23 protein-coding genes and 1 tRNA gene are annotated in these 24,513 nt (G+C 66.0%); 13 read left to right on the top strand and 11 right to left on the bottom strand.

The window, feature by feature from the left end:
- The 3 genes from QNO03_RS07460 to QNO03_RS07450 form a co-directional block, all read left to right on the top strand.
- On the top strand, positions 1–1,065 hold a 1,065-nt coding region (locus tag QNO03_RS07460; RefSeq protein ID WP_354003887.1), incomplete at its 5' end, for a FecCD family ABC transporter permease.
- The gene (locus QNO03_RS07455; RefSeq protein ID WP_229946754.1) at positions 1,062–2,105 is read left to right on the top strand and encodes a FecCD family ABC transporter permease; all 1,044 of its coding nucleotides are present in this window, start codon (positions 1,062–1,064) and stop codon (positions 2,103–2,105) included. The genes QNO03_RS07460 and QNO03_RS07455, both read left to right, overlap by 4 nt.
- A 292-nt stretch (positions 2,106–2,397) precedes the next feature.
- Positions 2,398–3,282 (top strand): M23 family metallopeptidase, encoded by an 885-nt coding sequence (locus QNO03_RS07450; protein WP_289602801.1) that lies wholly within the window; start codon positions 2,398–2,400, stop codon positions 3,280–3,282.
- Positions 3,283–3,323: 41 nt separating this feature from the next.
- Here the strand turns inward: QNO03_RS07450 and QNO03_RS07445 are convergent, their stop codons facing one another.
- The gene (locus QNO03_RS07445; protein ID WP_229946759.1) at positions 3,324–4,286 is read right to left on the bottom strand and encodes a diacylglycerol/lipid kinase family protein; all 963 of its coding nucleotides are present in this window, start codon (positions 4,284–4,286) and stop codon (positions 3,324–3,326) included.
- Positions 4,287–4,413: 127 nt separating this feature from the next.
- On the opposite strand from QNO03_RS07445, the gene QNO03_RS07440 reads away from it, so the two are divergent.
- The 10 genes from QNO03_RS07440 (at position 4,414) to QNO03_RS07395 (ending at position 15,805) form a co-directional block, all read left to right on the top strand.
- Entirely contained in the window at positions 4,414–5,193 is a 780-nt protein-coding gene (locus QNO03_RS07440; protein WP_229946761.1) for an SGNH/GDSL hydrolase family protein, read from the top strand.
- A 205-nt stretch (positions 5,194–5,398) separates the two neighbouring features.
- Positions 5,399–6,976 (top strand): MFS transporter, encoded by a 1,578-nt coding sequence (locus QNO03_RS07435; RefSeq protein ID WP_229946765.1) that lies wholly within the window; start codon positions 5,399–5,401, stop codon positions 6,974–6,976.
- Positions 6,977–7,153: 177 nt separating this feature from the next.
- A complete protein-coding gene (locus QNO03_RS07430) occupies positions 7,154–7,648 on the top strand; it encodes a MarR family winged helix-turn-helix transcriptional regulator (RefSeq protein WP_289602800.1) in 495 nt (164 codons plus the stop codon).
- Between the two features lie 100 nt (positions 7,649–7,748).
- Complete coding sequence (locus tag QNO03_RS07425; RefSeq protein ID WP_289602799.1) at positions 7,749–8,891, top strand: glucose-1-phosphate adenylyltransferase family protein; 1,143 nt, start codon at positions 7,749–7,751, stop codon at positions 8,889–8,891.
- Positions 8,892–9,264: 373 nt separating this feature from the next.
- Positions 9,265–9,501, top strand: a complete 237-nt coding sequence (rpmB, locus tag QNO03_RS07420) for a 50S ribosomal protein L28 (RefSeq protein WP_229946774.1) — start codon at positions 9,265–9,267, stop codon at positions 9,499–9,501.
- Positions 9,501–9,668 (top strand): 50S ribosomal protein L33, encoded by a 168-nt coding sequence (rpmG, locus tag QNO03_RS07415; RefSeq protein WP_227919278.1) that lies wholly within the window; start codon positions 9,501–9,503, stop codon positions 9,666–9,668. Before rpmB ends, rpmG begins: the two co-directional genes overlap by 1 nt.
- 2 nt (positions 9,669–9,670) lie before the next feature.
- A complete protein-coding gene (gene rpsN / locus QNO03_RS07410; RefSeq protein ID WP_227919276.1) occupies positions 9,671–9,976 on the top strand; it encodes a 30S ribosomal protein S14 in 306 nt (101 codons plus the stop codon).
- A 1,190-nt stretch (positions 9,977–11,166) separates the two neighbouring features.
- On the top strand, positions 11,167–11,454 hold the full coding sequence (locus QNO03_RS07405) for an HU family DNA-binding protein (protein WP_269437792.1): 288 nt from the start codon (positions 11,167–11,169) through the stop codon (positions 11,452–11,454).
- Between the two features lie 188 nt (positions 11,455–11,642).
- Positions 11,643–13,844, top strand: coding sequence for a bifunctional copper resistance protein CopD/cytochrome c oxidase assembly protein (locus QNO03_RS07400; protein ID WP_502874559.1), 2,202 nt, complete (start codon positions 11,643–11,645; stop codon positions 13,842–13,844).
- Positions 13,844–15,805 carry an NHL domain-containing thioredoxin family protein gene (locus QNO03_RS07395; protein ID WP_289602798.1) on the top strand — a complete coding sequence of 654 codons (1,962 nt, stop codon included), beginning with the start codon at positions 13,844–13,846 and terminating at the stop codon, positions 15,803–15,805. The genes QNO03_RS07400 and QNO03_RS07395 overlap by 1 nt, the downstream gene beginning before the upstream one ends.
- Before the next feature lie 98 nt (positions 15,806–15,903).
- Here the strand turns inward: QNO03_RS07395 and QNO03_RS07390 are convergent, their stop codons facing one another.
- From QNO03_RS07390 to QNO03_RS07345, 10 genes are all read right to left on the bottom strand, one after another.
- Positions 15,904–16,881, bottom strand: coding sequence for a zinc ribbon domain-containing protein (locus tag QNO03_RS07390; protein WP_229946780.1), 978 nt, complete (start codon positions 16,879–16,881; stop codon positions 15,904–15,906).
- Between the two features lie 100 nt (positions 16,882–16,981).
- The gene (locus QNO03_RS07385) at positions 16,982–18,241 is read right to left on the bottom strand and encodes an ABC transporter ATP-binding protein (protein WP_289602797.1); all 1,260 of its coding nucleotides are present in this window, start codon (positions 18,239–18,241) and stop codon (positions 16,982–16,984) included.
- A 39-nt stretch (positions 18,242–18,280) separates the two neighbouring features.
- Entirely contained in the window at positions 18,281–19,123 is an 843-nt protein-coding gene (locus tag QNO03_RS07380; protein ID WP_289602796.1) for a carbohydrate ABC transporter permease, read from the bottom strand.
- Positions 19,124–20,086, bottom strand: coding sequence for a carbohydrate ABC transporter permease (locus QNO03_RS07375; RefSeq protein ID WP_289602795.1), 963 nt, complete (start codon positions 20,084–20,086; stop codon positions 19,124–19,126). It abuts the gene before it with no gap.
- The gene (locus QNO03_RS07370) at positions 20,083–21,405 is read right to left on the bottom strand and encodes an extracellular solute-binding protein (RefSeq protein ID WP_289602794.1); all 1,323 of its coding nucleotides are present in this window, start codon (positions 21,403–21,405) and stop codon (positions 20,083–20,085) included. Before QNO03_RS07370 ends, QNO03_RS07375 begins: the two co-directional genes overlap by 4 nt.
- A gap of 142 nt (positions 21,406–21,547) precedes the next feature.
- The gene (locus QNO03_RS07365) at positions 21,548–22,474 is read right to left on the bottom strand and encodes an AEC family transporter (protein WP_289602793.1); all 927 of its coding nucleotides are present in this window, start codon (positions 22,472–22,474) and stop codon (positions 21,548–21,550) included.
- 9 nt (positions 22,475–22,483) lie between these two features.
- On the bottom strand, positions 22,484–22,945 hold the full coding sequence (gene panD, locus QNO03_RS07360) for an aspartate 1-decarboxylase (protein ID WP_229946787.1): 462 nt from the start codon (positions 22,943–22,945) through the stop codon (positions 22,484–22,486).
- 82 nt (positions 22,946–23,027) lie between these two features.
- A tRNA-Gly gene (locus tag QNO03_RS07355) sits at positions 23,028–23,098 on the bottom strand.
- A gap of 56 nt (positions 23,099–23,154) precedes the next feature.
- Positions 23,155–23,460, bottom strand: coding sequence for a protealysin inhibitor emfourin (locus QNO03_RS07350; protein ID WP_289602792.1), 306 nt, complete (start codon positions 23,458–23,460; stop codon positions 23,155–23,157).
- Positions 23,457–24,509, bottom strand: a complete 1,053-nt coding sequence (locus QNO03_RS07345; protein ID WP_289602825.1) for a M4 family metallopeptidase — start codon at positions 24,507–24,509, stop codon at positions 23,457–23,459. The genes QNO03_RS07350 and QNO03_RS07345 overlap by 4 nt, the downstream gene beginning before the upstream one ends.
- Positions 24,510–24,513 lie beyond the last annotated feature (4 nt).

Raw genomic sequence — 24,513 nt, 5'->3', positions numbered from 1 at the left:
GCGGAAGCCGGGAACCCGGGAGCGGCCGGTGCGGATGCACCGGCCGCTCCCCGGCGTCAGCTCCTGGGCGCCCGCCGCGGCACTGTGCTCCTCGCTGCGGGGGTGGGCGTGCTGCTCCTTGCCGTCGTCACCAGCCTGGCTGTCGGCGCCCACCAGCTGAGCCCTGCGGAGGTTGCGGCCTCGCTGTGGACGGAAATCACCGGCACCGGCAGTACCTATGCCGACGACGTCGTCGCGAGCCGGGTGCCGCGCACCGTCCTGGGTCTGGTGGCCGGCGCCGCCCTGGCCGTGGCCGGGGTGATGATGCAGGGACTGACCCGGAACCCGCTTGCCGATCCGGGCATCCTCGGCGTGAACGCCGGTGCGGCCGCTGCCATGGTCACCGGAATGGCGTTTTTCGGTCTCGGAGCCACCAGCGCCAATGTCTGGGTGGCCCTGCCGGGAGCCGTGCTCACCGTGCTGGTGGTGTACGCCCTGGCCTCCGGCCGGCGCGGTGCGACACCGGTCCGGCTGGTCCTGGCCGGCACCGTGATCTCCGCCGTCCTGATGTCCTATATCCAGGCCGTCGCCCTGACCCGGCCGGATGTGTTCACCATGTACCGGTTCTGGGCCGTCGGATCACTCAGCGGCAGGACCATGGAGCAGGCGTATGAGGTCCTGCCGTTCTTCCTGGTCGGGCTGGTTGCCGCCCTGGCCGCCGGCCGGTCGCTGAATGCCCTGGCGCTGGGCGAAGAGGCCGCGGCGTCGCTGGGCCTGCACCCGCAGGCGGCGAAGATCATGGGCGCCCTGGCCGCCGCGTTGCTCTGCGCCTCGGCGACTGCCGCCGTCGGACCCATTGGCTTCGTTGGGCTCGCCGTACCGCATATTGTCCGCAGCTTCACCGGTCCGGACCACCGCTGGCTGCTGCTGATCAGCGCCGTGGTTGGCCCTGCGCTGCTGCTGTTGGCCGACGTCGCCGGGCGCCTCGTGGCCCAGCCCGCCGAGCTGCTCACCGGCGTCGTCACCGCGCTGCTGGGCGCACCGCTGCTGATCCTGGCCGTCCGCCGGATGCGGGCCGTGGCATGAGCGCCCTGACCGCCGTCCGCGGTGTCCGCACCGTCCGCATCGGCAGGAACCTGAGCTTCCGGTACCGCCGGCGAAGCGTCCTGGTGTCCGCACTGCTCGCCGCGGGCGTACTCCTGGTGGGGGCGTTCACGCTGACCGCAGGGGAACTGGGGCTTTCCTGGCGTGAGCTTTTTGCCGTGTCACAGCCGGAGGGAAGCGCCTCCTTTGTCCTTGGCGTGCTGCGCGGTCCACGGTTCCTCACGGCTGTGGGAGCCGGGATGGCCTTGGGCGTGGCCGGGTCCCTTTTTCAAACCGTCACCCGCAACCCGCTGGGCAGCCCCGAGGTTGTTGGGCTAACCAGTGGTGCGGCTGCCGGGGCTGCCGCGGTCACGCTCTGGCCGGGCTATCTGCCCGTTCCGGCAGCGGCAATCCTCGGCGGAGGCCTTGCCGTGGGGCTGGTGTGGCTCAGCACCGGCCGCGGGTTCTCGCGTCCGGGGAAGCTGATCGTGGCAGGCATCGGCATTTCGGCCGTGGCCACCGCCCTGACCTCGCTTGCCATGACCACAGTGGGGGAGCGCCAGGCGCAGACCCTGGCCTTCTACCTCAATGGATCCCTGGCCTCACGTTCCTGGTCCCATGTGGCGACCATTACCGCAGCGCTGGTGCTGGTACTGCCCGCCGCGGCACTGCTGCAGCGCCGCCTGAACCTGGTGTCCCTGGGCGATGAGGTGGCTGAATCACTGGGTGTCCGGGTCGACCGGACCCGCACGGTTGCCGTTCTCCTTGCGGTGGTGCTGGCCGCCTCGGCGGTCAGCGTCTGCGGCCCGGTGGCCTTCGTGGCCCTGGTTGCCCCGCAGATTGCGCTGCGCCTGCTCGGGGTGTCTTCTCCCGGCGTCGTCGCCCCTGCGCTGGTGGGGGCGCTGGTGCTGACCCTGTCCGATTTCGCGGTGCAGCAGATCGACTTCGGTGCGGCGCTGCCCGTGGGAATCTTTACTGCGGCCCTGGGCAGTCTCTATCTGGGATACCTGTTGTTTATCCAGGCCCGGAAGGGTGTGCTCTAGGGCGGGCTGAAAAGTGTCTGCCGGTTACCTGCGGGACGGTACGAACAGTGCCCGTTCCGCAGGTCACTGGGGGAGTTGGGATTGGCCACAAAAGGCGGACGGTGCGCGGGCCGGTTCTTAAAATGGAAGGAGTGCCGGATTGCGGCGCGCCGGGCCATGCGGGTCCGGCGGCGCGTTCCCTTCCGGCACCATCCTTATAAAGCGCCCGGTGAAGGCTGCCCGGGCTGGAACGTTCCGGATGACGTCCGGAACCACTAAAAGAGTTCGTGACCAACGCACATTGAGGTGATTGTTGACCGAGAACTTTTTCGACTCCGTACGTTCAAAATGCGCCGGCTCCGTCCCGGAGCTGCTTCGCGCGCTCTCCACGGTCCGGGACCGGGCCGCCGGCCTGGCCGATTGGCGTCCGTCCGATTGGCACCTGTCCGATTTACGCGTGTCCGGGGCGCAGGCCGGACAGAAAGCCGCTGAGGTCCGCGCCCGGGCCATCGGGTTGGGGTCCTCCGCCAAAGACTGGATCGAGGCACGCGACACCCCCAGCCGTCGGACAGGTGCCCTGTCCATCGCCGCCGCCGTCGCCATCGGCGGACTTGTGGGCGGGGCAGTCAATGCAGTCGAAACCGACTTGGAGCTTGAACGGCAATCCGTGGTGACTGAGCTGGCTGCGGTCCAGGGTGGGGAAGGCGGCGGCGATCCGGATCCGGAGGCAGCCGAACCGGTGCCGGCCGCCGAACCGGCCGCGGAACCCGCACCGGACCCGGCACCTGAACAGGCTGCCGAACCCCAGGGACCAGTGCCGCCCGTGGATGACATGGTGGTCACATCCCCGTTTGGCTACCGCAACAACCCGATGGCGCCCGGAGCCCTGGAATTCCACACCGGAACGGACTTCGGTGCCGGAACGGGAACCCCGGTGAAGGCCATGCTTGGCGGAACCGTCACCGAAGCCGGCTGGCATACCACCGGCGGCGGCGGGCTGCGCGTGGTGGTTGACCACGGGGATGGCCTGCAGACCACCTACAACCACCTCAACAGCATTGATGTGAGTGTGGGGCAGGCGGTGGACGCCGGCGTGGTGGTCGGCGGAATCGGCAGCACCGGCAACTCCACCGGGCCCCACCTGCACTTTGAGGTGCTGCGGCACGGGAACTACGAAGACCCGATGGGCTGGCTGTAAGGCCGTCCCACCGGAGGTAAACCCGCAAGCAACCTGGAACCTTACGGCACCGGGTTGGTGAGGACTGCCGGATCCTTCTTGCCGTGCGGCATCCGGATGCGCAGGGCATTGGCATCCATCTCAAACAGGATGTGGGTGGCGTTGCCCAGGTGGTCGCCGTCCATTTCAAAGTCCAGCGGGGAATCGGCCCACACCTCGGCGCGCTTGCACTGGTAGTACTCCACAGCGGTGCTGCTGCCCTTGCCGCGGCGCAGCAGCCCTGTCACCACGCCCAGCCAGCCGAGCTTGCCCTTCGGCGCCAGGGTCAGGATGTCCAGCAGGCCGTCGTCGAGACGGGCCCCCGGGAAGATTTCCAGGCCGCCGGTGATCTTGCCGCAGTTGCCGCCCATCACGCTGCGCAGGCGGCGGTGGATCGGCTTCCCGCCGTCGATCGAGATGGTGGTCTTCACGGGCTTGCCCGGAAGGTTGCGGATGCCGGCGTCGACGTACGCCAGCCAGCCAATCTTGTCCTTGAGCGCGTCCTTGGTGTCCGCCATCATGCCGGCGTCGTAGCCCAGCCCGGCCATCACCAGGAACGTGTCGCTGTCCACGGCCTCGTCAACGGTTACGTGGACGACGTCGATGCGGCGCTCGGTTCCGTTCAGGGCGGCGCGGACCGCCTGCTCCGGGTCGTCGACGCCAATGTCCAGGTTCCGCGCCAGCAGGTTTCCGGTGCCCAGCGGCAGCAGTCCCATGGGGAAGGAGGTACCGGCCAGCTCCGCGGCAACGCAGCGGACGGTGCCGTCTCCGCCTGCGGCAATGACCAGGTCGACGCCGGCCTCCATGGCCTTGCGTGCCATGGAGTGTCCCGGGTCCGCTTCCTCGGTGTCGAAGAACAGCGGCTCGTCCCAGCCTTCGTCGGCGCAGATCTCGGCCACCCGCACCCGGACGTCAAAGTCGGTCTTCTTGATGGGGTTCACAATGACGGCGGCGCGGGGACGCGACTGGGTCTCTGGGCTGGTCATGGTGTCCTTATCGTAAGCAGGCGAACTTTAATCCGGCTCTGAGTCTAGCCCGGCATGCGGCCGGGCGGGGGCGGTACCGGCTGCCTGCTTGGAAGTCAGGTGATCCGGAAGCTTGTAATCTGTGGGGGTGACTTTTAAGCAGCGATATGTGGCCCTGGGAGATTCGTTTACCGAAGGCGTAGGTGACGAGGACGAGTCCCGTCCCAACGGCGTGCGCGGGTGGGCGGACCGGGTGGCCGAGCAGCTGGTGCTGGCCGACAGTTCCTGGGGGTATGCGAACCTCGCCATCCGCGGCAAGAAGCTGCACCAGGTCCTGAACGAGCAGGTGGATGCCGCCATCGCCCTGTCGCCGACTCTGGTGACCATCTACGCCGGCGGCAACGACATCCTGCGCCCCAAGGTGGACATTGACGCCATCGTGGCTGCCTACGATGCCGGAATTGCGAAACTCTGCTCCAGCGGCGCTGCGGTGCTGGTCTTCACGGGATTCGACTCCGGCAACTCCCCGGTCTTCGGCCGGACCCGCGGACGCACTGCCATCTACAACGAGCTGGTGCGCGAAGCCGTGGAGAAGAACGACGCCGTGCTGGTGGATTACTGGCGGATGAAAAACCTCCAGGACGAGCGGTACTGGGCGGTCGACCGCCTGCACATGTCACCGGCCGGGCACATGCTCACCGCAAAGAAGGTGCTGGAAGTGCTCCGCGGCACGGATGCCATCGACATTCCGGAACTGGAGGAGCAGCCCGCCCGCAACCGGGTGGAGCAGCTCCGCAGGGACGCCCAGTGGGCCCGGGAATACCTCGGACCATGGGTGAGCCGGCGGCTGCGCGGGGTCTCCTCCGGAGATAACCTCAGCCCCCGTTATCCCGAGCTGACACACCCCGTCCTGCCTTCCCAGGGCTAGGGGTGCGGTAAATCACATCCATGTCGGCATATTCCCTGTTTGTTTGACGGAACCGGCCTAAACCCCCGGCCTTGTGGGAATGAAACCGGTCCCCGATTCGTTCAATCCGCGGCATTTTCCTAAACTTGTATGTCAGTCCGGCACCGTGTGGTGCCCGGGCGGTTGCTTTTGTCTCCAGCAGCCCATCGATCTAGGGAAGGCCCACATGTCGAAAGATGCACCGCCCCACGCTTCCGGAACCCCGGCGTCACCGGCCACCCAGGCGGCCCGTAAGATCCGCAGGCCCCACCTGCGGCGCCGCCGCCTCGAGGTGGACGATGTCAACGTCGTCGACAAGTCCATGATGAAGAAGGCCGTCGGCGGAACCGTCGTCGGCAACACCATGGAATGGTTCGACGTCGGTGTGTACGGCTACCTCGCCGTCACCATGGGCGCCGTCTTCCTGTCCGACGCCGACAAGGAAGCGCAGCTGCTTTTCAGCCTGGGCGTTTTCGCAGCCACCTTTATTGCCCGCCCGCTGGGCGGCGTCGTCTTCGGCCGCCTCGGCGACCGCATCGGCCGGCAGAAAACCCTCGCCATCACCCTGATCATGATGGCCGCTTCCACGTGCGCCATCGGCCTGCTGCCCAGCTACAACACCATCGGCATCTGGGCTCCGATCCTGTTGGTCCTGATGAAGCTGCTGCAGGGCTTCTCCACCGGCGGCGAGTACGCCGGTGCCACCACCTTCGTCTCGGAATACGCCTCTGACAAGCGGCGCGGTTTCCTGGCAAGCATCCTTGACCTGGGCAGCTACATGGGCTTTGCCCTGGGTGCCGCCGTCGTCTCGGTGATGCAGCTGACACTGTCCGAGCAGACCATGCTGGACTGGGGCTGGCGGATCCCGTTCCTCGTCGCCGGGCCGCTGGGCATCATTGCCATCTACTTCCGGCTGAAAATCGAGGAGTCCCCGGCCTTCCAGGCCACGATGGACGCCCAGGAAGCCAGTGCCAAGGCCGGTGACGAAACCGCTTCCCTCGGCACCATGGGCATCTTCCGTGCCTACTGGCGTCCGATCGTGCTGGCCATGGTCCTCGTGGCCGCGGTCAACTCGGTGGGCTACGCACTCACGTCCTACATGCCGTCCTACCTGACCGATTCCAAGGGCTATGACCCGGTACACGGCACCCTGCTGACCATCCCCGTGCTGGTGCTGATGGCCCTGTGCATTCCGCTCGCCGGCAAACTGTCGGACCGGATCGGCCGCCGCCCCGTGCTGTGGATCGGTGCGGGATCCACCATCGTGCTGGCTGTTCCTGCCTTCATCCTGATTGGCCAGGGACCGGTTGTGACAACGCTGCTGGGCCTGCTGCTGCTCGCCATCCCGGTGACCTTCTATGTGGGTAACCTGGCCGCCACGCTGCCCTCCCTGTTCCAGACCTCCAGCCGCTACGGCGCCATGGGCATCTCCTACAACATTGCCACCGCCGTCTTCGGCGGTACCGCTCCGCTGATCATGCAGGGCTTGATCACCCTCACGGACAATGACATGGCGCCGGCGTACTGGCTGATGTTCACCTCCGTGGCCGGTGCCATCGCCGTCGTCTTCATGAAGGAATCCGCCAACCGGCCGATGCCCGGTTCCATGCCGAGCGTGGATACCGACGCCGAGGCACACGAACTGGTGGCCGGCCAGGACGCAAACCCGCTGCTCGACGTCGACTCGCTGCCGTTCGACACGCTGGGAAGCCAGCAGGCTGCCCCCTCCGGCGACGACCGTGCGGAGCCCGGCATCGCCCGCTAGGCGATAACCGCACTACCGGCAGTCACGGGAGCCGGCCGGACGCACTGCGTCCGGCCGGCTCTTATTTCCCCCCGCCCGCCTGGGAAGTTTCGGCGCGGGACGTCTGCAGACGGTTGGAGCCGCTGGACAACCCTGCGATGATTGAACAGTAAAGCTTTTGAAGAGAGGAGTGCCGGCATGACTGAAGACGCCCCACGCTGGCTGACGGACCGGGAACGGCAGGCGTGGCTCGCGCTGTATGCGGTATCCGGCCTCCTGCCCGCAGCCCTCGATGCGGACCTGTTCCGCCGCGCACGGATCACCCTCTTCGACTACCACGTGCTGGCCATGCTCTCCGAGGCGGAAGGCAGGTCCCTGCCGATGAGCGAGCTCGCATCACGTACCAATGCCTCGCTGTCCAGGCTCTCCCACGTGGTCAAGAAACTCGAGCAGCGCGGCTGGGTGTCCCGGACCCCTTCGCTGGCCGACGCCCGGGTGACGACGGCGGCGCTCTCGGAGGAGGGCATGGCCGCGCTCGAAGGCTTGGCGCCCGACCATGTGGAATCCGTTCGGAAGGTGGTCTTCGACTGCCTTTCGGACAAGGACGTGGCGGACCTGGAACGGGTGGGGAAGAAGGTCCTCGCCCGCCTCGACCCCTGCAACGGGATCCTCGGTCCCAATGAGGCACCGTAAACCGAAGCCAAACCGCAGCCGGAAGTCAACTTGTCGCCCGGGTGCCTGCGCTTGTTAGCGTGGACTTACAGAACCACGGCACGACGAGAGGCACCACAGCATGCGCGTACCCCGAATCCTGACCGTAATCCTCGCCGGCGGTGCCGGCGGTCGGTTGGGCAGCCTGACGGACCACCGGGCCAAACCGGCCATCCCGGTCGCGGGGTCCTACAACCTCATCGATATTTCCCTCTCCAACCTGCATAACAGCGGCTTCGGCGACGTATGGGTTGTCGAGCAGTACAAGCCCCAGTCCCTCAACGACCAGCTGGTCAGCGGACGGCCCTGGGACCTGGACCGGACCAACGGCGGGCTGCGGGTGCTCCCACCGTTCCAGGGCGGCGCCGGGGAGGGCTTCGCGCAGGGCAACGCCGACGCCCTGTACCGCCAGGTGGATTACATCCGGGAATTCAATCCGGACCTCGTTCTGGTCCTGAGTGCGGACCACCTCTACCGCCTGGATTACCGCGACGTCGTTGAAGCCCACCAGGAGAACGGTGCAGCACTGACCCTGGTCACCACGAAGATCCGCAACAACCCGGGCGACCACGGGGTGGTCGAGGTATCCGATGGGCTGGTGACCGGCTTCGAATACAAACCGGAGCATCCGAAAACCGATCTGGTCGCCGCCGAAATCTTCCTCTATGACACGGAAGTCCTCCTGACCGCACTGGAAACCCTTGTCCAGCGGGACGGGCGCCTCGAAGACTACGGTGACCAGCTCATCCCCTACCTGGTGGAGCAGGAAAAGGTGGCTGAGTACCGGTTGCCGGGGTACTGGCGGGACATGGGTACCCCGCGCAGCTACCACCAGGGGCATCTGGACCTGATCGAGGGCCGCGGCCTGGACTTCGATGACCCGCAGTGGCCCATCCTCTCGGCCAGCCCACGCCGGCTGCCCGCCTTCGTTGGGCCCCACGGCACCGCCGCCAACAGCCTGCTTTCTCCCGGCGCACGGGTTGAAGGCACCGTCCGGCGCAGCGTCCTCAGCGCCGGGGCGGTAGTGGAGGCCGGAGCGGAAGTCGACTCCTGCGTGCTTTTGGACGGCGTCGTGGTCCGGTCCGGGGCCCGCATCGCCAACCTGATTGTCGACTCCACCACGGTGATCGGCGCAGACCGGAAACTGGACGGTGCCGAGCTCGATCCGGAAAACGGCGTGGCCGTGGTGGGACGCGATTCCAAGGCGGACGCGCCGTCGTCGTGATACCCGGCACGCAGGTGCCAACGAGTTTGAACGAAACGCCCATTGGCCCTAGGATAGAGAGGCGTTAAGTCGCGTGTGTGTTAACCTCTCCGCTCCGCGCGGACAGGGGAGCATTTGCGTGGCCACCCGTATAAACCTAGAATTGAAGGCTGTCGAGCCGGGTTACCCCGTTCGGCTGCCTGAACTTCACCGTCTTCCCCGCGGCGAGGCACTTCGGCTGGATCTCACCCCGCCAGGTTAACCTCCGGAAAGTCGCAGTAATAACGGTGTCAAAACTGGTGGCGGGACGCTCTTTATGGCAGGTGCTTAGGCGCTTGAGCCTTGTGTCTGTTTTTTGAGGACCGTCATATTTACTACAACTGGAGGAGAGATCATGGCAGCTTACTGCCAGGTAACCGGAGCCATCCCCGGCTTTGGTCACAGCATTTCGCACTCGCACCGCCGCAACAAGCGTCGGTTCGACCCGAATATTCAGAAGAAGCGCTACTGGGTTCCGTCCCTGCGCCGCAACGTGACGCTGCAGGTTTCCGCACGTGGCATCAAGACGATCGACGTGCGCGGTATCGATGCCGTTGTAACTGATCTGATCGCGAAGGGTGTGAAGCTGTAGTGGCTAAGGATAAGGACGTACGTCCGATCATCAAGCTGAAGTCCACTGCGGGCACCGGCTACACCTACGTAACTCGCAAGAACCGTCGTAACGATCCGGATCGTATGGTTCTGAAGAAGTACGATCCCAAGATCCGCCAGCACGTCGATTTCCGTGAGGAGCGCTAAGAATGGCAAAGAAGTCCAAGATTGCCCGCAACGAGCAGCGCAAGGTAATTGTTGAGCGTTACGCTGCCAAGCGCCTCGAACTGAAGAAGACCCTGGTCGACGCAAACGCCACCGACGAAGCCCGCGAAGCTGCACGCCTCGGCCTGCAGAAGCTCCCGCGCAACGCTTCCCCGGTCCGTCTCCGCAACCGTGACCAGATTGACGGACGCCCCCGCGGTACCCTCCAGAAGTTCGGTATCTCGCGTGTACGTTTCCGCAACATGGCCCACGCAGGCGAACTGCCGGGTATCAAGAAGTCCAGCTGGTAAGCACTGCCTACCGGTTGAAAAAAGGACGGCCCTCTAAAGGGGCCGTCCTTTTTTGCTTTAACCACGGTTTGCGGCCGGCCTTCCCGGCCTGCCCGGCTGCCCGGCTGCCCGCCGGTCCGGCTGCCCGGCTGCCCGGCTGCCCGCCGGTCCGTCTGCCCTGCCCGGCCTGACTGGCCTGCCCGGCCTGCCCGGCCTGCCCGGCCTGCCTTGCCTGGTCTGCCTCGCCTGCCCGCCGTCTCGACGTGGAAGCCCCACCCTGCGGCCTCCTGCGCAGGTGATGTTCCCTGTGGGACGGCTCCTGTACAGGTGATGCTCCCTAGAGGCCGGCCAGGCAGCAGTTGCTGTACACAACCGGGCCGTCGCGCCGTCCTTCCGCTTCGTGCCGTCCGCACCGCACGGTCCGGGCACTGGTGCCGTTGCCCTCCCGCACTGGCGGCTCTGCCGTTTTGAGCCGTCCGCCCGTCGGAAGCGGATGCTCCCGGGCACAGGCCATTCGCGGGCACCGAAAACCCTGCGCGTCAGAGGGCACCGGGCAGGGATTCTCACCCGCGGATGCCGCTGTTACTGATGTGGTCACTTTCACCATCGCCGTACCACCGGGTGGGATTTGGGAACCAAATTTTCGCTGTCCCATCCGATCGGATGGCCGGCCCGGCGTTGGTAGTACAGATACCGGGGTTATGGGCGCCGGATAGGCCCGTTATCTGTACACGGGGCACGGCTGGGCGCCGGATAGGCCCGTTATCTGTACACCGGGCACGGATGGGCGCCGGATAGGCCCGTTATCTGTACACCGGATGCGGATGGGTGGCCGGATACTGCGGCGGAAAACCAAGACCCGCGGCCGGGGAGCTAGACCGGCGGGGCGCGGCGGAGAGCCAGCGGGTGATCGCCCCGGCGGATGCAATGAACCCGCGCCACAAGCCCGCAGATACACTTCTGCCCCGGATTTAGTGGGTACTGGGCCCCGCCCCCGCGCCGAAGGGCACCCCGTATCACGAGATCAGCTTCCAGACGAGTTGAGTGGAAAATGAGGGCAAAAATCCACTTTTCGGCCCAAAAATCCGGAAAAATCCGCTAAATGCAGGGGATTTTGCCGGAGTTGGGGGTCCAAGCTGGTAAGTTTTCGAACAGTGGCGGTTTCGCATCCGCGTTCCGCTCGAATTACCCACAGTCCAGGAGGACATAAATTGGCTATGAACCGCAGTGAACTTGTTGCCGCAGTTGCAGAAAAGTCCGGCAACAGCCAGACGGCAGTCAACGGCGTGCTGGATGCCGTCTTCGACATCTTCGTAAGCTCCGTCTCCAAGGGCGAGAAGATCACCATCCCGGGTTGGCTTGCAGTTGAGCGCACCGACCGCGCCGCACGTACGGGCCGCAACCCGCAGACCGGCGAAACCATTCAGATCCCGGCAGGCCACAGCGTCAAGCTGACCGCCGGCTCCAAGCTGAAGGCTGCTGTTTCCACCAAGAAGTAGTATTGCGCCGCGGCAACCCGCCGCAGCACACAGAGGGCCGGCATCATGGCGATGCCGGCCCTCTGCGCATTCTGCGCCCCTGGGACACCGGAGAGCCGTCCGGACGCGGGACCCCGCTCCCGTCCCGGCATGGTGAGGGCCGCAGCAAAGATTGGCCCTATTTTTACAGCGGGTAGAGAATAGGTATTGTGCCAAAATCCGTCAAAACCCAGACCGAACGCCCCGCCGGCAGTTCCCTGCCTCCGCAGCACGGCAGCGGGGACGTCCCGAGCCCAGCAGGGGAGAGCGGTAACGCGGTTCCTTACGTGCGCAGAGGCTGGCTTGCCGCCGCCGGCGCGCTGGTTTTTGTTGCCCTCGCAGCGGCCCTGCTTTTCACCGGAGCAGCAGGGGCCTCCCAACTGGGGGATCCAGGAGTCCTCACCCGCTGGGGCCTCCCGGTGGCGAAGGCCATCCAGAACGTTTCCATGGCAGCAGTGATCGGTTCCCTCGTCTTCGCCGTGGCGATCCTGCCCAAAAACATCAACTTCCGGCGGACCCGCAAATCAACCTCCGGCCGGCCGGCACCAGCCGAACCGGAACACCCGGCATTTACCCGTGCGCTGGCCCTGACCTCCGCGGCCGCCATCGCCTGGACCCTCTCCGCGCTGGCGGTCATGGTCTTCACCTATTCGGATGTTTCCGGCCTGCCGCTCAGCACCGACTCGACTTACACAGCGGGCCTGGCATCTTTCCTTACGGACTTCGCCACCGGACGGGCCTGGCTGGCCGTGAGCATCATCGCAGCCGTTGTCGCTGCGCTGACCTTCGGCGTGCGCTCCCTGGGCATGCTGGCCTTCACCCTGGTCCTGGCGGCCGGGGCCCTGCTGCCCATGGCCTTGACGGGCCACTCGGCCGGTGGTGACGACCACGCGGCAGCTGTGAACTCCATCGGGCTGCACCTGCTGGGCGTGTGCCTGTGGATCGGCGGGATCATCGTCCTGGCCGTTGTTTCCCGGCAGCTCGGCTCGATCACCGGAGTAGTCCTTGCCCGGTTCTCCGCCCTCGCCGGATTCGCGTTCGCGCTGGTGTTCCTCTCCGGCGTCGTCAACGCTTCCCTGCGCATCAACTCACTGGACCAGCTCGCTACCCCGTGGGGCGGCCTGGTGCTCACCAAGGCAGGCCTGACGCTGCTCCTGGGCGTCCTGGGACTCCTGCACCGCCGCTGGGTCATCCCGCGTCTGGAAGGCTCCCATCCGGCCCGTACACCGGGTACGGAGGGTGTACCTGCCCAGCGGAACGGGATGCCTGCCCAGCGGGTGCTGTGGCAGCTCATCGCCGTGGAACTGGCCATCATGGGTGCAGTGTCCGGTGTGGCCACGGCTCTGGGGCGCACTGCACCGCCGCGAACGGAAGAGCTTCCCCAGGACGCGTCCCCTGCACGTATCCTCACCGGTTATGACCTTCCGCCGGAGCTGACCCCCGAACGCTACCTCACCGAATGGCGGCCGGACTGGCTTTGGGTGGCTGTCATCCTGACCCTCGCCACCACCTACCTGATCGGCACCGTGAAGGTCCGCCGCCGGGGCGACAAGTGGCCGGTGCTCCGCGCGGTCTGCTGGCTGGTGGGCCTGCTCGCCCTGGGCTACATCACCTGCGGGGCACCGCAGATCTACGGCATGGTCCTGTTCAGCACACACATGCTGGGGCATATGGCCCTGACCATGGTGGTCCCGCTGTTCCTGGTGCTCGGCGCACCGGTCACCCTTGCGCTCAAGGCCCTGACACCACGGACCGACGGCACACGCGGAGTCCGGGAGTGGATCCTCATCGGTGTGCATTCCCGCTTCTCGAAAATCGTCACCAACCCGGTCTTTGCGGCCGTCAACTTCGCCGGCTCGATCGTGGTCTTCTACTATTCGGACCTCTTCGGCCTCGCACTGCGCGAGCACGTCGGCCATGAACTGATGGTGGTGCACTTCCTGCTCACCGGCTACATCTTCATCCTGACCATGATCGGCATCGACCCGGTCCCGGGCCGTGCCCCGTACCCGCTGCGGCTGGTGATCCTGCTGGCGACCATGGCCTTCCACGCCTTCTTCGGTGTGGCCGTGATGGGCGGCACGGCGCTGATCCAGGCGTCCTACTTCGGCAACATGGGCCGCGAATGGGGTCTGTCCGCCCTTGCGGACCAGCAACTGGGCGGGTCCCTGATGTGGGGAATCGGTGAAATTCCGACCCTCTTCGTGGCCATTGGCGTGGCTTATCAGTGGTCCAAGAGCGACGCACGGGAAACCCGCCGGTCGGACCGGGCGGCCGAGCGGAATAACGACGCCGATCTGACCGCTTACAACAACATGTTTGCAAACCTGGCGCAGCGCGATGCCGGGACCCCGGATCAAGGAGATCGTTAATGACTGAAACCGTGCGCGCCGGATACCGGGTGCGGGCCTCCGAACTGGAGGGCCGGAACTGGCTGAACACCGGCGGCCGGCAGCTGAACCTGGAGGATCTGCGCGGCAAGATCGTGCTGCTGGATTTCTGGACCTTCTGCTGCATCAACTGCCTGCACGTCCTGGACGAGCTCCGGCCGCTGGAGGAAAAGTACTCCGACGTTATGGTCACGGTGGGGGTCCATTCCCCCAAGTTCGAGCATGAAGCGGATCCGGTGGCCCTCGCCGCCGCCGTGGAACGCTACGAGATCCACCACCCCGTGCTGGACGACCCGGAGCTGCTCACCTGGCAGGCCTACACCGCCCGTGCCTGGCCCACCCTGGTGGTCCTGGACCCCGAGGGGTACATCGTGGCCCACCTGTCCGGTGAAGGGCACGCAGCGGGCCTGGAATCGCTCGTGGCGGAGCTGGTGGAGGAACACGCTGCCAAGGGCACGCTGCACCGCGGCGACGGCCCCTACGTCCCGGCCGAACCCACCGCCGGTGACCTGCGCTTCCCGGGCAAGGTCACGGCCCTGCCGGGCGGTACCTTCCTGGTGGCCGACACCGGGCACCACCGCCTCGTGGAACTTGAAGCCGACCTGGCCGGCGTCCGCCGGACCATTGGCGACGGCGTCAAGGGCTGGCGCGACGGGGACGCCGGCACGGCACGCTTCAACGAACCCCAGGGTGTGGCCCTGCTGCCCGCCGAAGTGGCGGAAAAGGCTGGGTACGACGTCGTTGTGGCGGACACGGTCAACCACCGCCTCCGGTCGGTGAACCTGGCCACCGGCGCAGTGCGGACCCTCGCGGGCAACGGGGTCCAGCGGCTGCTGGACGCCGGCAACCAGACCAAGGCGGGTGCGGCTTCGGCCGGATCAGGTGAAGCCGCGGACGACAGCGCCCCCTCCGATTCCTCCGATCTGCGCGGCGCCGACCCGCTGACCGTTTCCCTGTCCTCTCCGTGGGACCTGGTCTGGTCCTCGAAGCTGCAGCAGGTGGTCATCGCCATGGCCGGCACGCACCAGATCTTCAGTTTCGACCCGGTGACCGGTGCCGTGGCCGTCCTGGCCGGAACGGGCCTGGAAGGCCTGCTCGACGGACCTGCCGGTGACGCCTGGTTCGCCCAGTCCTCCGGGCTGGCAGAAGACAGCGACGGTAACCTGTGGGTTGCCGATTCCGAGACTTCCGCCCTGCGCCGCCTGAACCTGGACGCGCTGGAGACCGACGGCGTCCTGGTGGACACCGCCGTCGGCACCGGGCTGTTCGACTTCGGCTTCCGTGACGGGGACGCCTCGGAGGCCCGGCTGCAGCACCCGCTGGGCACCGCCGTGCTGCCGGACGGGTCCGTGGCCATCGCGGACACCTACAACGGCGCCGTGCGCCGCTACGACCCGGTGACGGGGACGGTTTCCACGCTGGCCCGCGGGCTTGCCGAGCCTTCGGACGTGCTGGTGGACACCAGCGCCGCGGAGCCGCTCCTGATTGTGGTTGAGTCCAACCGGCACCAGCTGGTCCGCCTGCCGATCCCCAAGGAAGCCCAGTCCGTGGACGAGGGCGCCCGGCAGACGCAGCGGCCCAAGACTGCAATGTCTGCGGGACCGTTGTCCCTGACCGTGCGGTTCGCTGCACCCAAGGGGCAAAAGCTCGACGACCGGTGGGGAGATCCCACCCAGCTGAAGATCTCCGCCTCGCCGGAGAACCTGCTGGTTTCCGGCGGCGGCACGGCCACGGGACTGACCCGTGAACTCGTGCTGTCCGACACGGTGACTGACGGGGTGCTGCATATCACCGCCCGCGCGGCGGCCTGCGATGGAGAGCCGGGCGGCGAGATCCCGGACCACGCGGCCTGCCACATGTACCAGCAGGACTGGGGGATCCCCGTCGTGCTGCAGGCCGGCGGCGAGTCGGAGCTGGTCCTGGACCTGCGCGGGCTGGACTAAGCAGCACCCAGCCGGGTTAGGGGAAACCGGCTGACCTTAAACGAAACGCCGGCGGCGGCACGGAATTTTCCCCGTGCCGCCGCCGGCGTTTTGGCTGGCTACTGGACCTGCGGACTCAACGTGACGTTTTCGCCGTCCACCCGCAGGGAAGCGGTGAAGGTGAAGGCCTCCTCCGCCACCAGGGGGCTCTTGCCGCCGGTGAAGAGATCAACCTGCGTGGCGGTGACCTGTGCAGTGCCGGTCAGGGGGCTGAGCACCCAACGGCCCTCCACCTGTGTCAGCTCCACGTCGGGGTAGTCCTGGATGCTCCAGCGGATCGGCTGTTCCACGCGGTTATTGGTCTCGTGGAAGAACGGGCAGCCCGGAGGTGCCAGCCGGTCGGCGGCCGTGCAGCCGTCAAGGAACTCGCGGATGCCGGCGTCGATCTTGGTGACCAGCTCCTTTGTCGCCTCCGGCACCAGGGTGAGCTGCGGATCGCCGTCGGCGGTTACCAGGGTCTCCTGCTCCGGAGCCGCCAGATACTGGCTCTCATAGGAGGCAGCCACCCGTGAGAGGGGGAAGGCGGCAAAGGTATTGGCTCCCTCGGGAAGGGTCACCCGGACCCCGTTGAGGGTCGCTTCGCGGAGCGACGGGGCGGTGACCTGCACCGTGGGCAGCGCGGCGGGCTCGAAGTCCCACGTGTCGAAGAAAAGCCAGCGTTTCCCGGTGTTCTCGAGCACGAAGCTTGTGGTGCCCTCGGCCGACCCGTAGGCGTACTTCAGGGGCACCTCTACGCGGTCTCCGCCGATGTCCTCGGCGTCACCGACCTCGAGTACCTCGAGTCCCTGAACCGAGGCGCGGAGCGCGTCGTCGTCGAGCAGCGCCGCATTGGCTTCGGGGACCTTGGCGTTCAGCAGGCCAAGCGCCTCTTCGCCTTCGCCGTCGGCCAGTTTCTGGAGATAGCTCTCGACATGCTTTTGGGGGCCGTACACCTTCGCATTCACGAAATAGGTCACGACGACGGCGGCCGCGATAGTGAGCATGAGGGCAAGCAGCCAAACGGCTACTGCCTTGATTACCGGTGATGTTCCCTGCACCGCTCTTACGTTACCTGCCCGGACCGAGGTTGGCCGGATCGGTTACCCGGTCCGGCCAACGTGTCAGTTCCCTCCGGGGGTGCGCCCCTGCGGCCGACGGCTAGGAAGCAGCCGCCGGGACCGCTTCGTGGGCGGCAGCGATCTCCTCGGCGCGGGCGGCATTGGCTTCCTCGGTCAGCTCCGCACCGGCAGCGGCGTCCCGCGTGAGGTTTTCACCGGTTTCCGGGTCGAAGAGGTGCACCTTGCGGGTGTCCAGCCACAGCTCGGCGTCGCGTCCGCCGCGGATCCGGCTGGCGGCGTCGAGCGTCACCACCACCTGCGGGCGCAGTTCGTCGGCGTCCATGTCCCGGGCCAGGTTGTCCAGCAGCTCGCGCACTTCGGGGGTGGGGTCGAAGTGGATGTACCCGTACTGCTCGTTGCCCAGCCACTCCGTGTGCGTGATCGGTGCGGTGAACGTGGAACCGTGCTGCAGCTTGCTTTCCTCCACCAGGGAGGCATCTTCGAAGAACTCCGGGCGGATGCCCACCAGCACAACCTGCTTGCCGGCGGCCTTTGCTGCCTTGTCTTCGGGGACGCGGATGTCGCCGACGGCGGTCTTCAGCACTCCGTTCTCCAGCGTTGCAGGCAGGAAATTCATGGAAGGGGATCCGATGAAGCCGGCCACAAACAGGTTGATGGGCTGTTCGTAGAGCTCACGCGGGGAGGCGACCTGCTGCAGGATCCCCTTCTTCAGCACCGCGACACGGTCACCGAGCGTCATGGCCTCGGTCTGGTCGTGGGTGACGTAGACGCTGGTGGTGCCCAGGCGGCGCTGCATCTGCGCAATCTCCGAACGCATCTGTCCGCGCAGCTTCGCGTCCAGGTTGGACAGCGGCTCATCGAAGAGGAAGGCATCGGCCTGCCGGACGATGGCGCGGCCCATGGCCACCCGCTGCCGCTGGCCGCCCGAGAGGTTGGCCGGTTTGCGTTCCAGGTGGTCCGTGAGTTCCAGGGTGGCTGCCGCGTCGGTCACGAGCTTGCGGACCTGCTCATCGTTGTACTTGCCCTTGTTCAGGCGCAGCGGGAAGGCGATGTTCTCGTACACAGTCAGGTGCGGGTACAGCGCATAGTTCTGGAACACCATCGCCAGGTTGCGGTCACGTGGTGCTTTGTCGTTAACGCGCTCTCCGTTGATCAACAGGTCACCGGAGGTGATGTCCTCCAGGCCCACGATCATGCGCAGCAACGTTGACTTACCGCAGCCCGAGGGGCCCACCAGGATGATGAACTCACCGTCGGCAATGTCCAGGCTGACATCGTTGACGGCCGGAAAACCGTCGCCGTATTTCTTGACGAGGTGGTTAAGGGTAATAGATGCCATGGTTCGGGATCCTTTTCTTTCGTCCGGGTGCCGAAGGGACTAGCCCTTGACAGCGCCCTGGGTTAGGCCGGAAACGATTTGGCGCTGGAACGCCAGCACCAGGACGACTACGGGAATGGTGACGATGATCGCGGCAGCGGAGATGGCTCCGGTGGGTTCCTCGAACTGCGATGCGCCGGTGAAGAACGCCAGTGCCGCCGGAACCGGCCGCGCTGCCTCGGTGGAGGTGAGCGAGATGCCGTACACGAAGTCATTCCAGGCGATGAAGAACGCGATGATCGCGGTGGTGAAAACGCCCGGTGCCGCGAGCGGAACAATGGCCTTGCGGAACGCCTGCCACGTTGTGGCACCGTCCACCTGTGCTGCCTGCTCCAGTTCCCACGGGATCTGCCGGAAGAACGCCGCCAGCGTCCAGATGGAGATCGGCAGCGTCAGGGACAGGTAGGGGATGATCAGGCCGGGCCAGGTGTCGTAGAGGCCGATGTTGCGCCACAGGTTGAACAGCGGGGTCACGATCGAGATCACCGGGAAGATCGAGACACCCAGCGCCGTCGTGAGCACGAGCTTCTTGCCCGGGAAGTCCAGGCGGGCAATCGCGTAGGCGCACAGCGTGGCCAGGACGACGGCGATGAAGGTGGCGATCAGGCAGATGCCGATGGAGTTACGCAGGCTGCTCAGGAACAGCCCCTGGGCGTCGCCGACCAGGATCTGCTCGTAGTTGCTCCAGGACCAGTTGGTCGGGAGGAAGGTCCCCGACGTCAGGTCGCTGGGCAGCTTGAACGAGGTCGCCAGGATCGACGCCACCGGGAACAGCGCGTACAGGACAACCGCGATCGAAATGATGGTCCAGATTGTCCGCCGTTTGGCAGGTGAGGACTTCACTTATTTACCCCCTCGTGCGCCGGAAAGGTCCACTTTGAACAGTTTGATGGCGATAAAACAGATGATGATGACGCAGATGAACAGCAGGACCGACACGGCGGAGCCCATGCCGATTTCCAGGCGGGTAATCGAGGTCCGGTAGGCCAGCAGCGACAGCACCTCGGTGCCGTAGGCGCCGTTGGTCATGATGTACACGTTGTCGAAGATGCGGAAGGCGTCCAGGGCCCGGAACAGGACGGCGACCATGATGGCTGCCTTCATGTTCGGGATGATCACCTTGGACATCCGCTGCCACCAGGTGGCGCCGTCAACCTCGGCCGCCTCGGTCAGTTCACCGGGCACCTGGGCCAGGCCGGCGAGCAGCAGCAGGGAAATGAACGGGGTGGTCTTCCAGATTTCCGAGGCCATGATGACGGACAGTGCGGTCCAGGTGTCGGCGAACCAGTTCAGGTCCGAATCGATGCCCGGTACCCAGGCGAACCAGCTGTTGATGTACCCGGAGTTGATATCGAAGGCGTAGAACCAGGCGAAGGCCGAAACCACCGTGATGATGCCGTATGGCACGAGGATCGCGGTGCGCAGCCAGCCGCGGACGGCCTTCAGCGCACTGTTCATCACCAGGGCCAGGGCAAAGCCCAGAATCAGCTCAATCACGACCGTGATGACCGTAATCAGCACGGTGACCCCCAGGTCCCGCCAGAACAGGCCGTCCGAGAGGATAGTGGCGTAATTGCCCAGGCCCACGAACTCCCGGTCCGCCGGGGCAGTCAGGCGGTACTTGAACAATGATTCCCAAAGTGCCAGCAGGATCGGATAGGCCGTGACCGCCAGCATGATGATGAAGGCGGGGCCGGCGAGCCAGAATCCCAGCCGCCGCTCTGCTTTGGCGCGGTCGCTGAGGGGCTGCCTGGTCGCAGCCGGCTTGGCCGGGGCGTCCCGGACCGCTTCGACGGAAGTGCTCACAGCAGTTTCTCCCCTCTAAGGACCTCGACAATGAACTTCTGGCTCTCGGCCGGGGTGGTGTCCGGATTGACCTCGCTCGGCGGTGTCCAGGTCTGCTGGATACCAGTGGAGATCTCGTTGTAGTACGGTGTCTGCGGCCGCGGTACGGCCAGCTCCAGCGAGTCCCGGATGGTCGGGGCCATCGGGAAGGTTTCGGCAATGCCCGGGGCTTCGTAGGCCTCTTCATTCGACGGCGGGTTGCCGTTGGTGGTGAAGTACTGGGCCTGGTTCTCGGGCGAGACAATGCATTCGATGGCCTCGAACGCCAGGTCCGGATGCTGGCTGTTGGAGCCCACGCCGAGGTTGATGCCGCCCAGCGGGGGAGCGGTGTCCTCACCCTCGTTCATGGCCGGGTAAAGCGCCCAGCCGATGTCGTCGATGAGGGAGGCAGGCAGGGCGCCTTCCTCCACTGACGCGTTGGTGGCCGGCCAGACGAAGGGGTAATTGACCATAAACGAACCCTGGTCACCCTGGAACTGGATCATGGACGTGTTTTCCGTCTGTGTCGGAAGGCCCGGACCGCCCAGGCCCTCCTTGCCGATAGTGGAGACCACGTCGGCCGCCTGCTTTCCGGCCTCCGAGTCCAGGCCCAGCTTGAGTTCGTCCGCCGGTGCGTCCGGGTTCTCCACGATCTCGCCGCCGGCCGATGCCACCAGGGCATTGACCCACACGGTCATGGACTCTGCGCGTGCGCCCTGCACACCGATGTACTTGTCCTGGCTCTGGGCGGCGTCGATCACCTGGTCCCACGTCACGGGTTGGGTCATGTCCAGCCCGGCGGCGGCCGCCACGGACTTGCGGTACCAGAGGATCTGGGTGTTGGCCCAGAACGGAACCGCGACCACTTTGTCTTTCCACTTGGCACCCTCAAGGGCGCCTTCCAGCACGCCCTCGGTGGTCCTGGCGGCGACATCTTCGGGGACGGGGGCCAGATAGCCCGGCTCCGCGTACTCGGGCACGTTGGGCGGGTCCAGGCTCATGATGTCCATGCTTTTGTCCCCGGCCGCCAGGCGGCGGGCCAGCTGCTCGCGCTGGGAGGCGGCATCATTGGGCAGCAGTGACGTTTCGATGGTGTACGCGCCGCCGGAGGCCTCGGTGCATTGCTGGGCCAGCTCTGCCTGCCCGCCGGCATCCGGGTTGATGTACCAGGTCAATGTTGGTGCTGCGCCCTCGTCGGTTCCGCAGCCGGTCAGCAGAGTCGCAGCCAAGGCCAGAACAGCGCCGGAAGCTGCCCGTACCCCTTTCCGGGTGCGCCCCACGTATCTTGCGTCCTTTGGCATAGGTACTGTGCCTCCACCTCGTCATAGACGTCCCCGCGGCATTGCAGGGAACGAGCTGCAACCTACTAAGCAGCCTTTTCTTTGACCATAGGCCCAGAACGTAATTTATGCCACATCCGAACGGGGTAGGGCGGGTAAATCCTCAGGTCAGGAGGGCTGCGGCGAGAACCAGCACGGGAAGCGAGGCAACGGTGGTGAGCAGCACGGTGTCCTTGGCGACCAGTACGCCCTCCCGGTAGCGGGCAGCGGCAACGAAGACATTCTGGGCCGTAGGCAGCGCGGCGGTGACGACGACGGCGAAGAGGAGGTGCCCGTCCATCCCCAGGACAAAACGGGCCAGCAGGTAGGCCAGCAGGGGCTGGAGCAGGAGTTTGAATGCAGAGGCGAGGACGACGTCGGCGCGCCTGCCGCCGTCGGCCTCCAGCGGCCGCGAACCCACCAGGGAGAGACCGAAGGCCAACAGCATGGCCGGAACCGCCGCCCCGCCGATGAGGGAGACCGGTTCGTGGATGATCTCGGGCAGCTGCGTGCCGGTGGCGGCCAGCAGCAGGCCGATCAGGGACCCGACGATGATCGGGTTCCGCACCACCTGGCCGGCGAAAACCCGGAGGGACGTGCGCCGCCCGCTGGTGGCCGAATCCATGAACATGAGGAACAACGGGGTGAAGAAGGCAAGCTGGAAGATCAGCACCGGCGCAATATAGGCGGCATCCCCGAGGACATACACACAGATGGGCAGCCCGAGGTTGGCAGCGTTCACCAGGGAGGAAGACATCGCCGAGATAAGGAGCTCCGGCAGCGGCCGGCGCAGCCACCAGCGGGTGACCAGCACATACAGGAGTGCGGTGGCCAGGGCACTGGCGGCAGCCACCAGCAGCGGGAGTGAGAAGACCGTGTGCAGGTCCGCGTCGCTGAGGGTAATGAGCAGCAGCGCGGGGGAAGCCACGAAGAACGCCAGCCGGCTCAGGACGGTCTGGGCGTTTTCCCCCAGCACCCCGAGCCGGCCGATGGCATAGCCGGTGAGGATGATGATCCAGACAACGGCGAATCCGGTGAGTACCCCCAGCACCGGATGCGGCTATCTGGCTTCGGCGGGTACGTCCGGCGTGGTGCCCATGACCTGGGTGTTGTCCAGGGCCAGCGGGGGACGCTCGGTGCCCTCGGTCACGGCCTCGGCGGGATCCGTTCCCAGTTCGAGGATGCGGTTGGCGGAATCTACGTGGACCACCGTGGGCACAAAGGAGCGGGCCTCATCGGTCGTCATGTCTGCGTAGGTAATGAGGATGACGGTGTCACCCACGTGCACCAGATGGGCAGCAGCCCCGTTGATGCCCAGCACGCCGGAGCCGCGCTCACCGGCGATGGTGTACGTCTCCAGGCGGGCGCCGTTGTCGACGTCGACAATCGAGACGAGCTCGCCGGGCAGGATGTCGGCGGCCTCGAGAAGGTCAAGGTCGACTGTCACCGACCCCACGTAGTGCAGGTCGGCATGGGTCACCGTTGCGCGGTGGATTTTGGACTTAAACATTTTCCGGTTCATCGCGGACAAGTCTACGCCGATTGCACAGGAACACGAGCCGGGGGTTGACACCGGCAGTCCAGAGTGGAGGGGGCCCCAGGGGAGCGGGCGACGGGAATCGAACCCGCGTATCAAGCTTGGGAAGCTAGCGCTCTACCATTGAGCTACGCCCGCAGTGTCCGGAAGGGATCCGGCACAGTTTCTAACTTTACATGCAACCCACTGGTTGCCTAATTCCCGCTTGCCTCGCCGGCGTCCTTTCCGTCCGCGGCCTCGCCGCCGGATGGCTCGCCGCCGGTGCGTGCACGGTCCACCAGTTCGCGCCACCTGCCCTTGACCTGGCGTTCCGGGATGGTGACGGCCGCGGGGCCCACGGAAATCTCGTACGTGAAGCGGTCCGGTTCGCTGTCCGGGACTTCCGGGGGGTCGTTGAGCAGCGGAAGCCACCGCTCCTGTGCCTCTTCGGAGCTGACCTGCGTGCTCCAGGTGCGCTGCATGCCGGCAAAGCCGCCGCTGCGCACTACAACCAGTTTCATACCAAGACGTTAACCTCTTTCCATGCGGCCTGCACAGCAGTACTTTCTTCGGTTCCGGCCCCGTACCGTTTTTCCGCCGCCGTGAGCGTGGCTCCGGCGAAGACCGCGAAGGTCGCCTCCGCAGGGAAATTACGCTCGGTGATTGTGTCGTACCAGACCTGCCCCGCACGTTCCCACGCATACCCGCCCAGAGCCGCAGCCACCAGGTAAAAGGCGCGGTTGGGGATCCCCGAGTTGATATGGACACCACCGTTGTCCGCCGCGGTATCCACGAAGTCCTCCATGGACCCCGGCTGGGGGTCTTTGCCCAGCACATCGTCGTCGTAGGCAGTGCCCGGAGCCTTCAGCGACCGCAGCGCATGCCCCTGCACCAGTGGAGTAAACAGGCCTTCGCCCACCAGCCAGCTGGCCTCCTCGGCCCTCTGGCCCAACAGTTTCTGTTCCACGAGCACACCGAAGACGTCCGCAACCGATTCGTTGAGGGCTCCGGCCTGGCCGCGGTAGTCCAGCTGGGCAGTGTATTGGATGAGGCCGTGGGTCAGTTCGTGGCCGATCACCGTCAGCGACTTGCTGAAGCGTTCAAAGACTTCGCCGTCGCCGTCGCCGAGCACCATCCGGGAACCGTCCCAGAAGGCGTTGTCGTAGTCCCGCCCGTAGTGGACTGTGGCCTCGAGCGACCGCCCTGCGCCGTCAAGCGAGGACCGGCCGTAGGCATCGCTGAAGAGACGGTAGGTGGCGCCGAGTCCGTCGTAGGTCTCATCCACGGCGGGATCGCCCGTTGCCGGCCCACCCTCGGACCGCACCACGATACCCGGCAGGTCCTCCATGCCGAGGGCGTCGGAAACGGAACGGCGCAGCGACGGCGTGAGAGCCGTGCCGGAACTTCGGGACGGGACTGGATGCGGTACCGAACGGGCCGCTTCCACGCCCTCGATCCCGGTCAGGGCCCGGCGGGCGGCCTTCGCCGCCGTCGCCCTGGCGGGATCATCGGCGGCAGCCAGGCGGTCCAGCAGATACGGCGGAACGATGGAACAGATCGACGAAGCCATCCTC

The sequence above is a fragment of the Arthrobacter sp. zg-Y877 genome (assembly GCF_030373105.1).
Lineage (GTDB): Bacteria > Actinomycetota > Actinomycetes > Actinomycetales > Micrococcaceae > Arthrobacter_B.
This window is presented reverse-complemented; position numbering and strand designations above follow the sequence as displayed.

Excerpts from the sequence above, each read along its gene's own strand:
- rpsN (WP_227919276.1), top strand. The coding sequence starts at position 9,671 with ATGGCAAAGAAGTCCAAGATTGCCCGCAACGAGCAGCGCAAGGTAATT.
- panD (WP_229946787.1), bottom strand. The coding sequence starts at position 22,945 with ATGAACCGGAAAATGTTTAAGTCCAAAATCCACCGCGCAACGGTGACC.
- QNO03_RS07385 (WP_289602797.1), bottom strand. The coding sequence starts at position 18,241 with ATGGCATCTATTACCCTTAACCACCTCGTCAAGAAATACGGCGACGGT.
- QNO03_RS07395 (WP_289602798.1), top strand. The coding sequence starts at position 13,844 with ATGACTGAAACCGTGCGCGCCGGATACCGGGTGCGGGCCTCCGAACTG.
- QNO03_RS07445 (WP_229946759.1), bottom strand. The coding sequence starts at position 4,286 with ATGACCAGCCCAGAGACCCAGTCGCGTCCCCGCGCCGCCGTCATTGTG.
- QNO03_RS07435 (WP_229946765.1), top strand. The coding sequence starts at position 5,399 with ATGTCGAAAGATGCACCGCCCCACGCTTCCGGAACCCCGGCGTCACCG.
- QNO03_RS07345 (WP_289602825.1), bottom strand. The coding sequence starts at position 24,509 with ATGGCTTCGTCGATCTGTTCCATCGTTCCGCCGTATCTGCTGGACCGC.
- QNO03_RS07350 (WP_289602792.1), bottom strand. The coding sequence starts at position 23,460 with ATGAAACTGGTTGTAGTGCGCAGCGGCGGCTTTGCCGGCATGCAGCGC.
- QNO03_RS07455 (WP_229946754.1), top strand. The coding sequence starts at position 1,062 with ATGAGCGCCCTGACCGCCGTCCGCGGTGTCCGCACCGTCCGCATCGGC.
- QNO03_RS07425 (WP_289602799.1), top strand. The coding sequence starts at position 7,749 with ATGCGCGTACCCCGAATCCTGACCGTAATCCTCGCCGGCGGTGCCGGC.
- rpmB (WP_229946774.1), top strand. The coding sequence starts at position 9,265 with ATGGCAGCTTACTGCCAGGTAACCGGAGCCATCCCCGGCTTTGGTCAC.
- QNO03_RS07430 (WP_289602800.1), top strand. The coding sequence starts at position 7,154 with ATGACTGAAGACGCCCCACGCTGGCTGACGGACCGGGAACGGCAGGCG.
- QNO03_RS07370 (WP_289602794.1), bottom strand. The coding sequence starts at position 21,405 with ATGCCAAAGGACGCAAGATACGTGGGGCGCACCCGGAAAGGGGTACGG.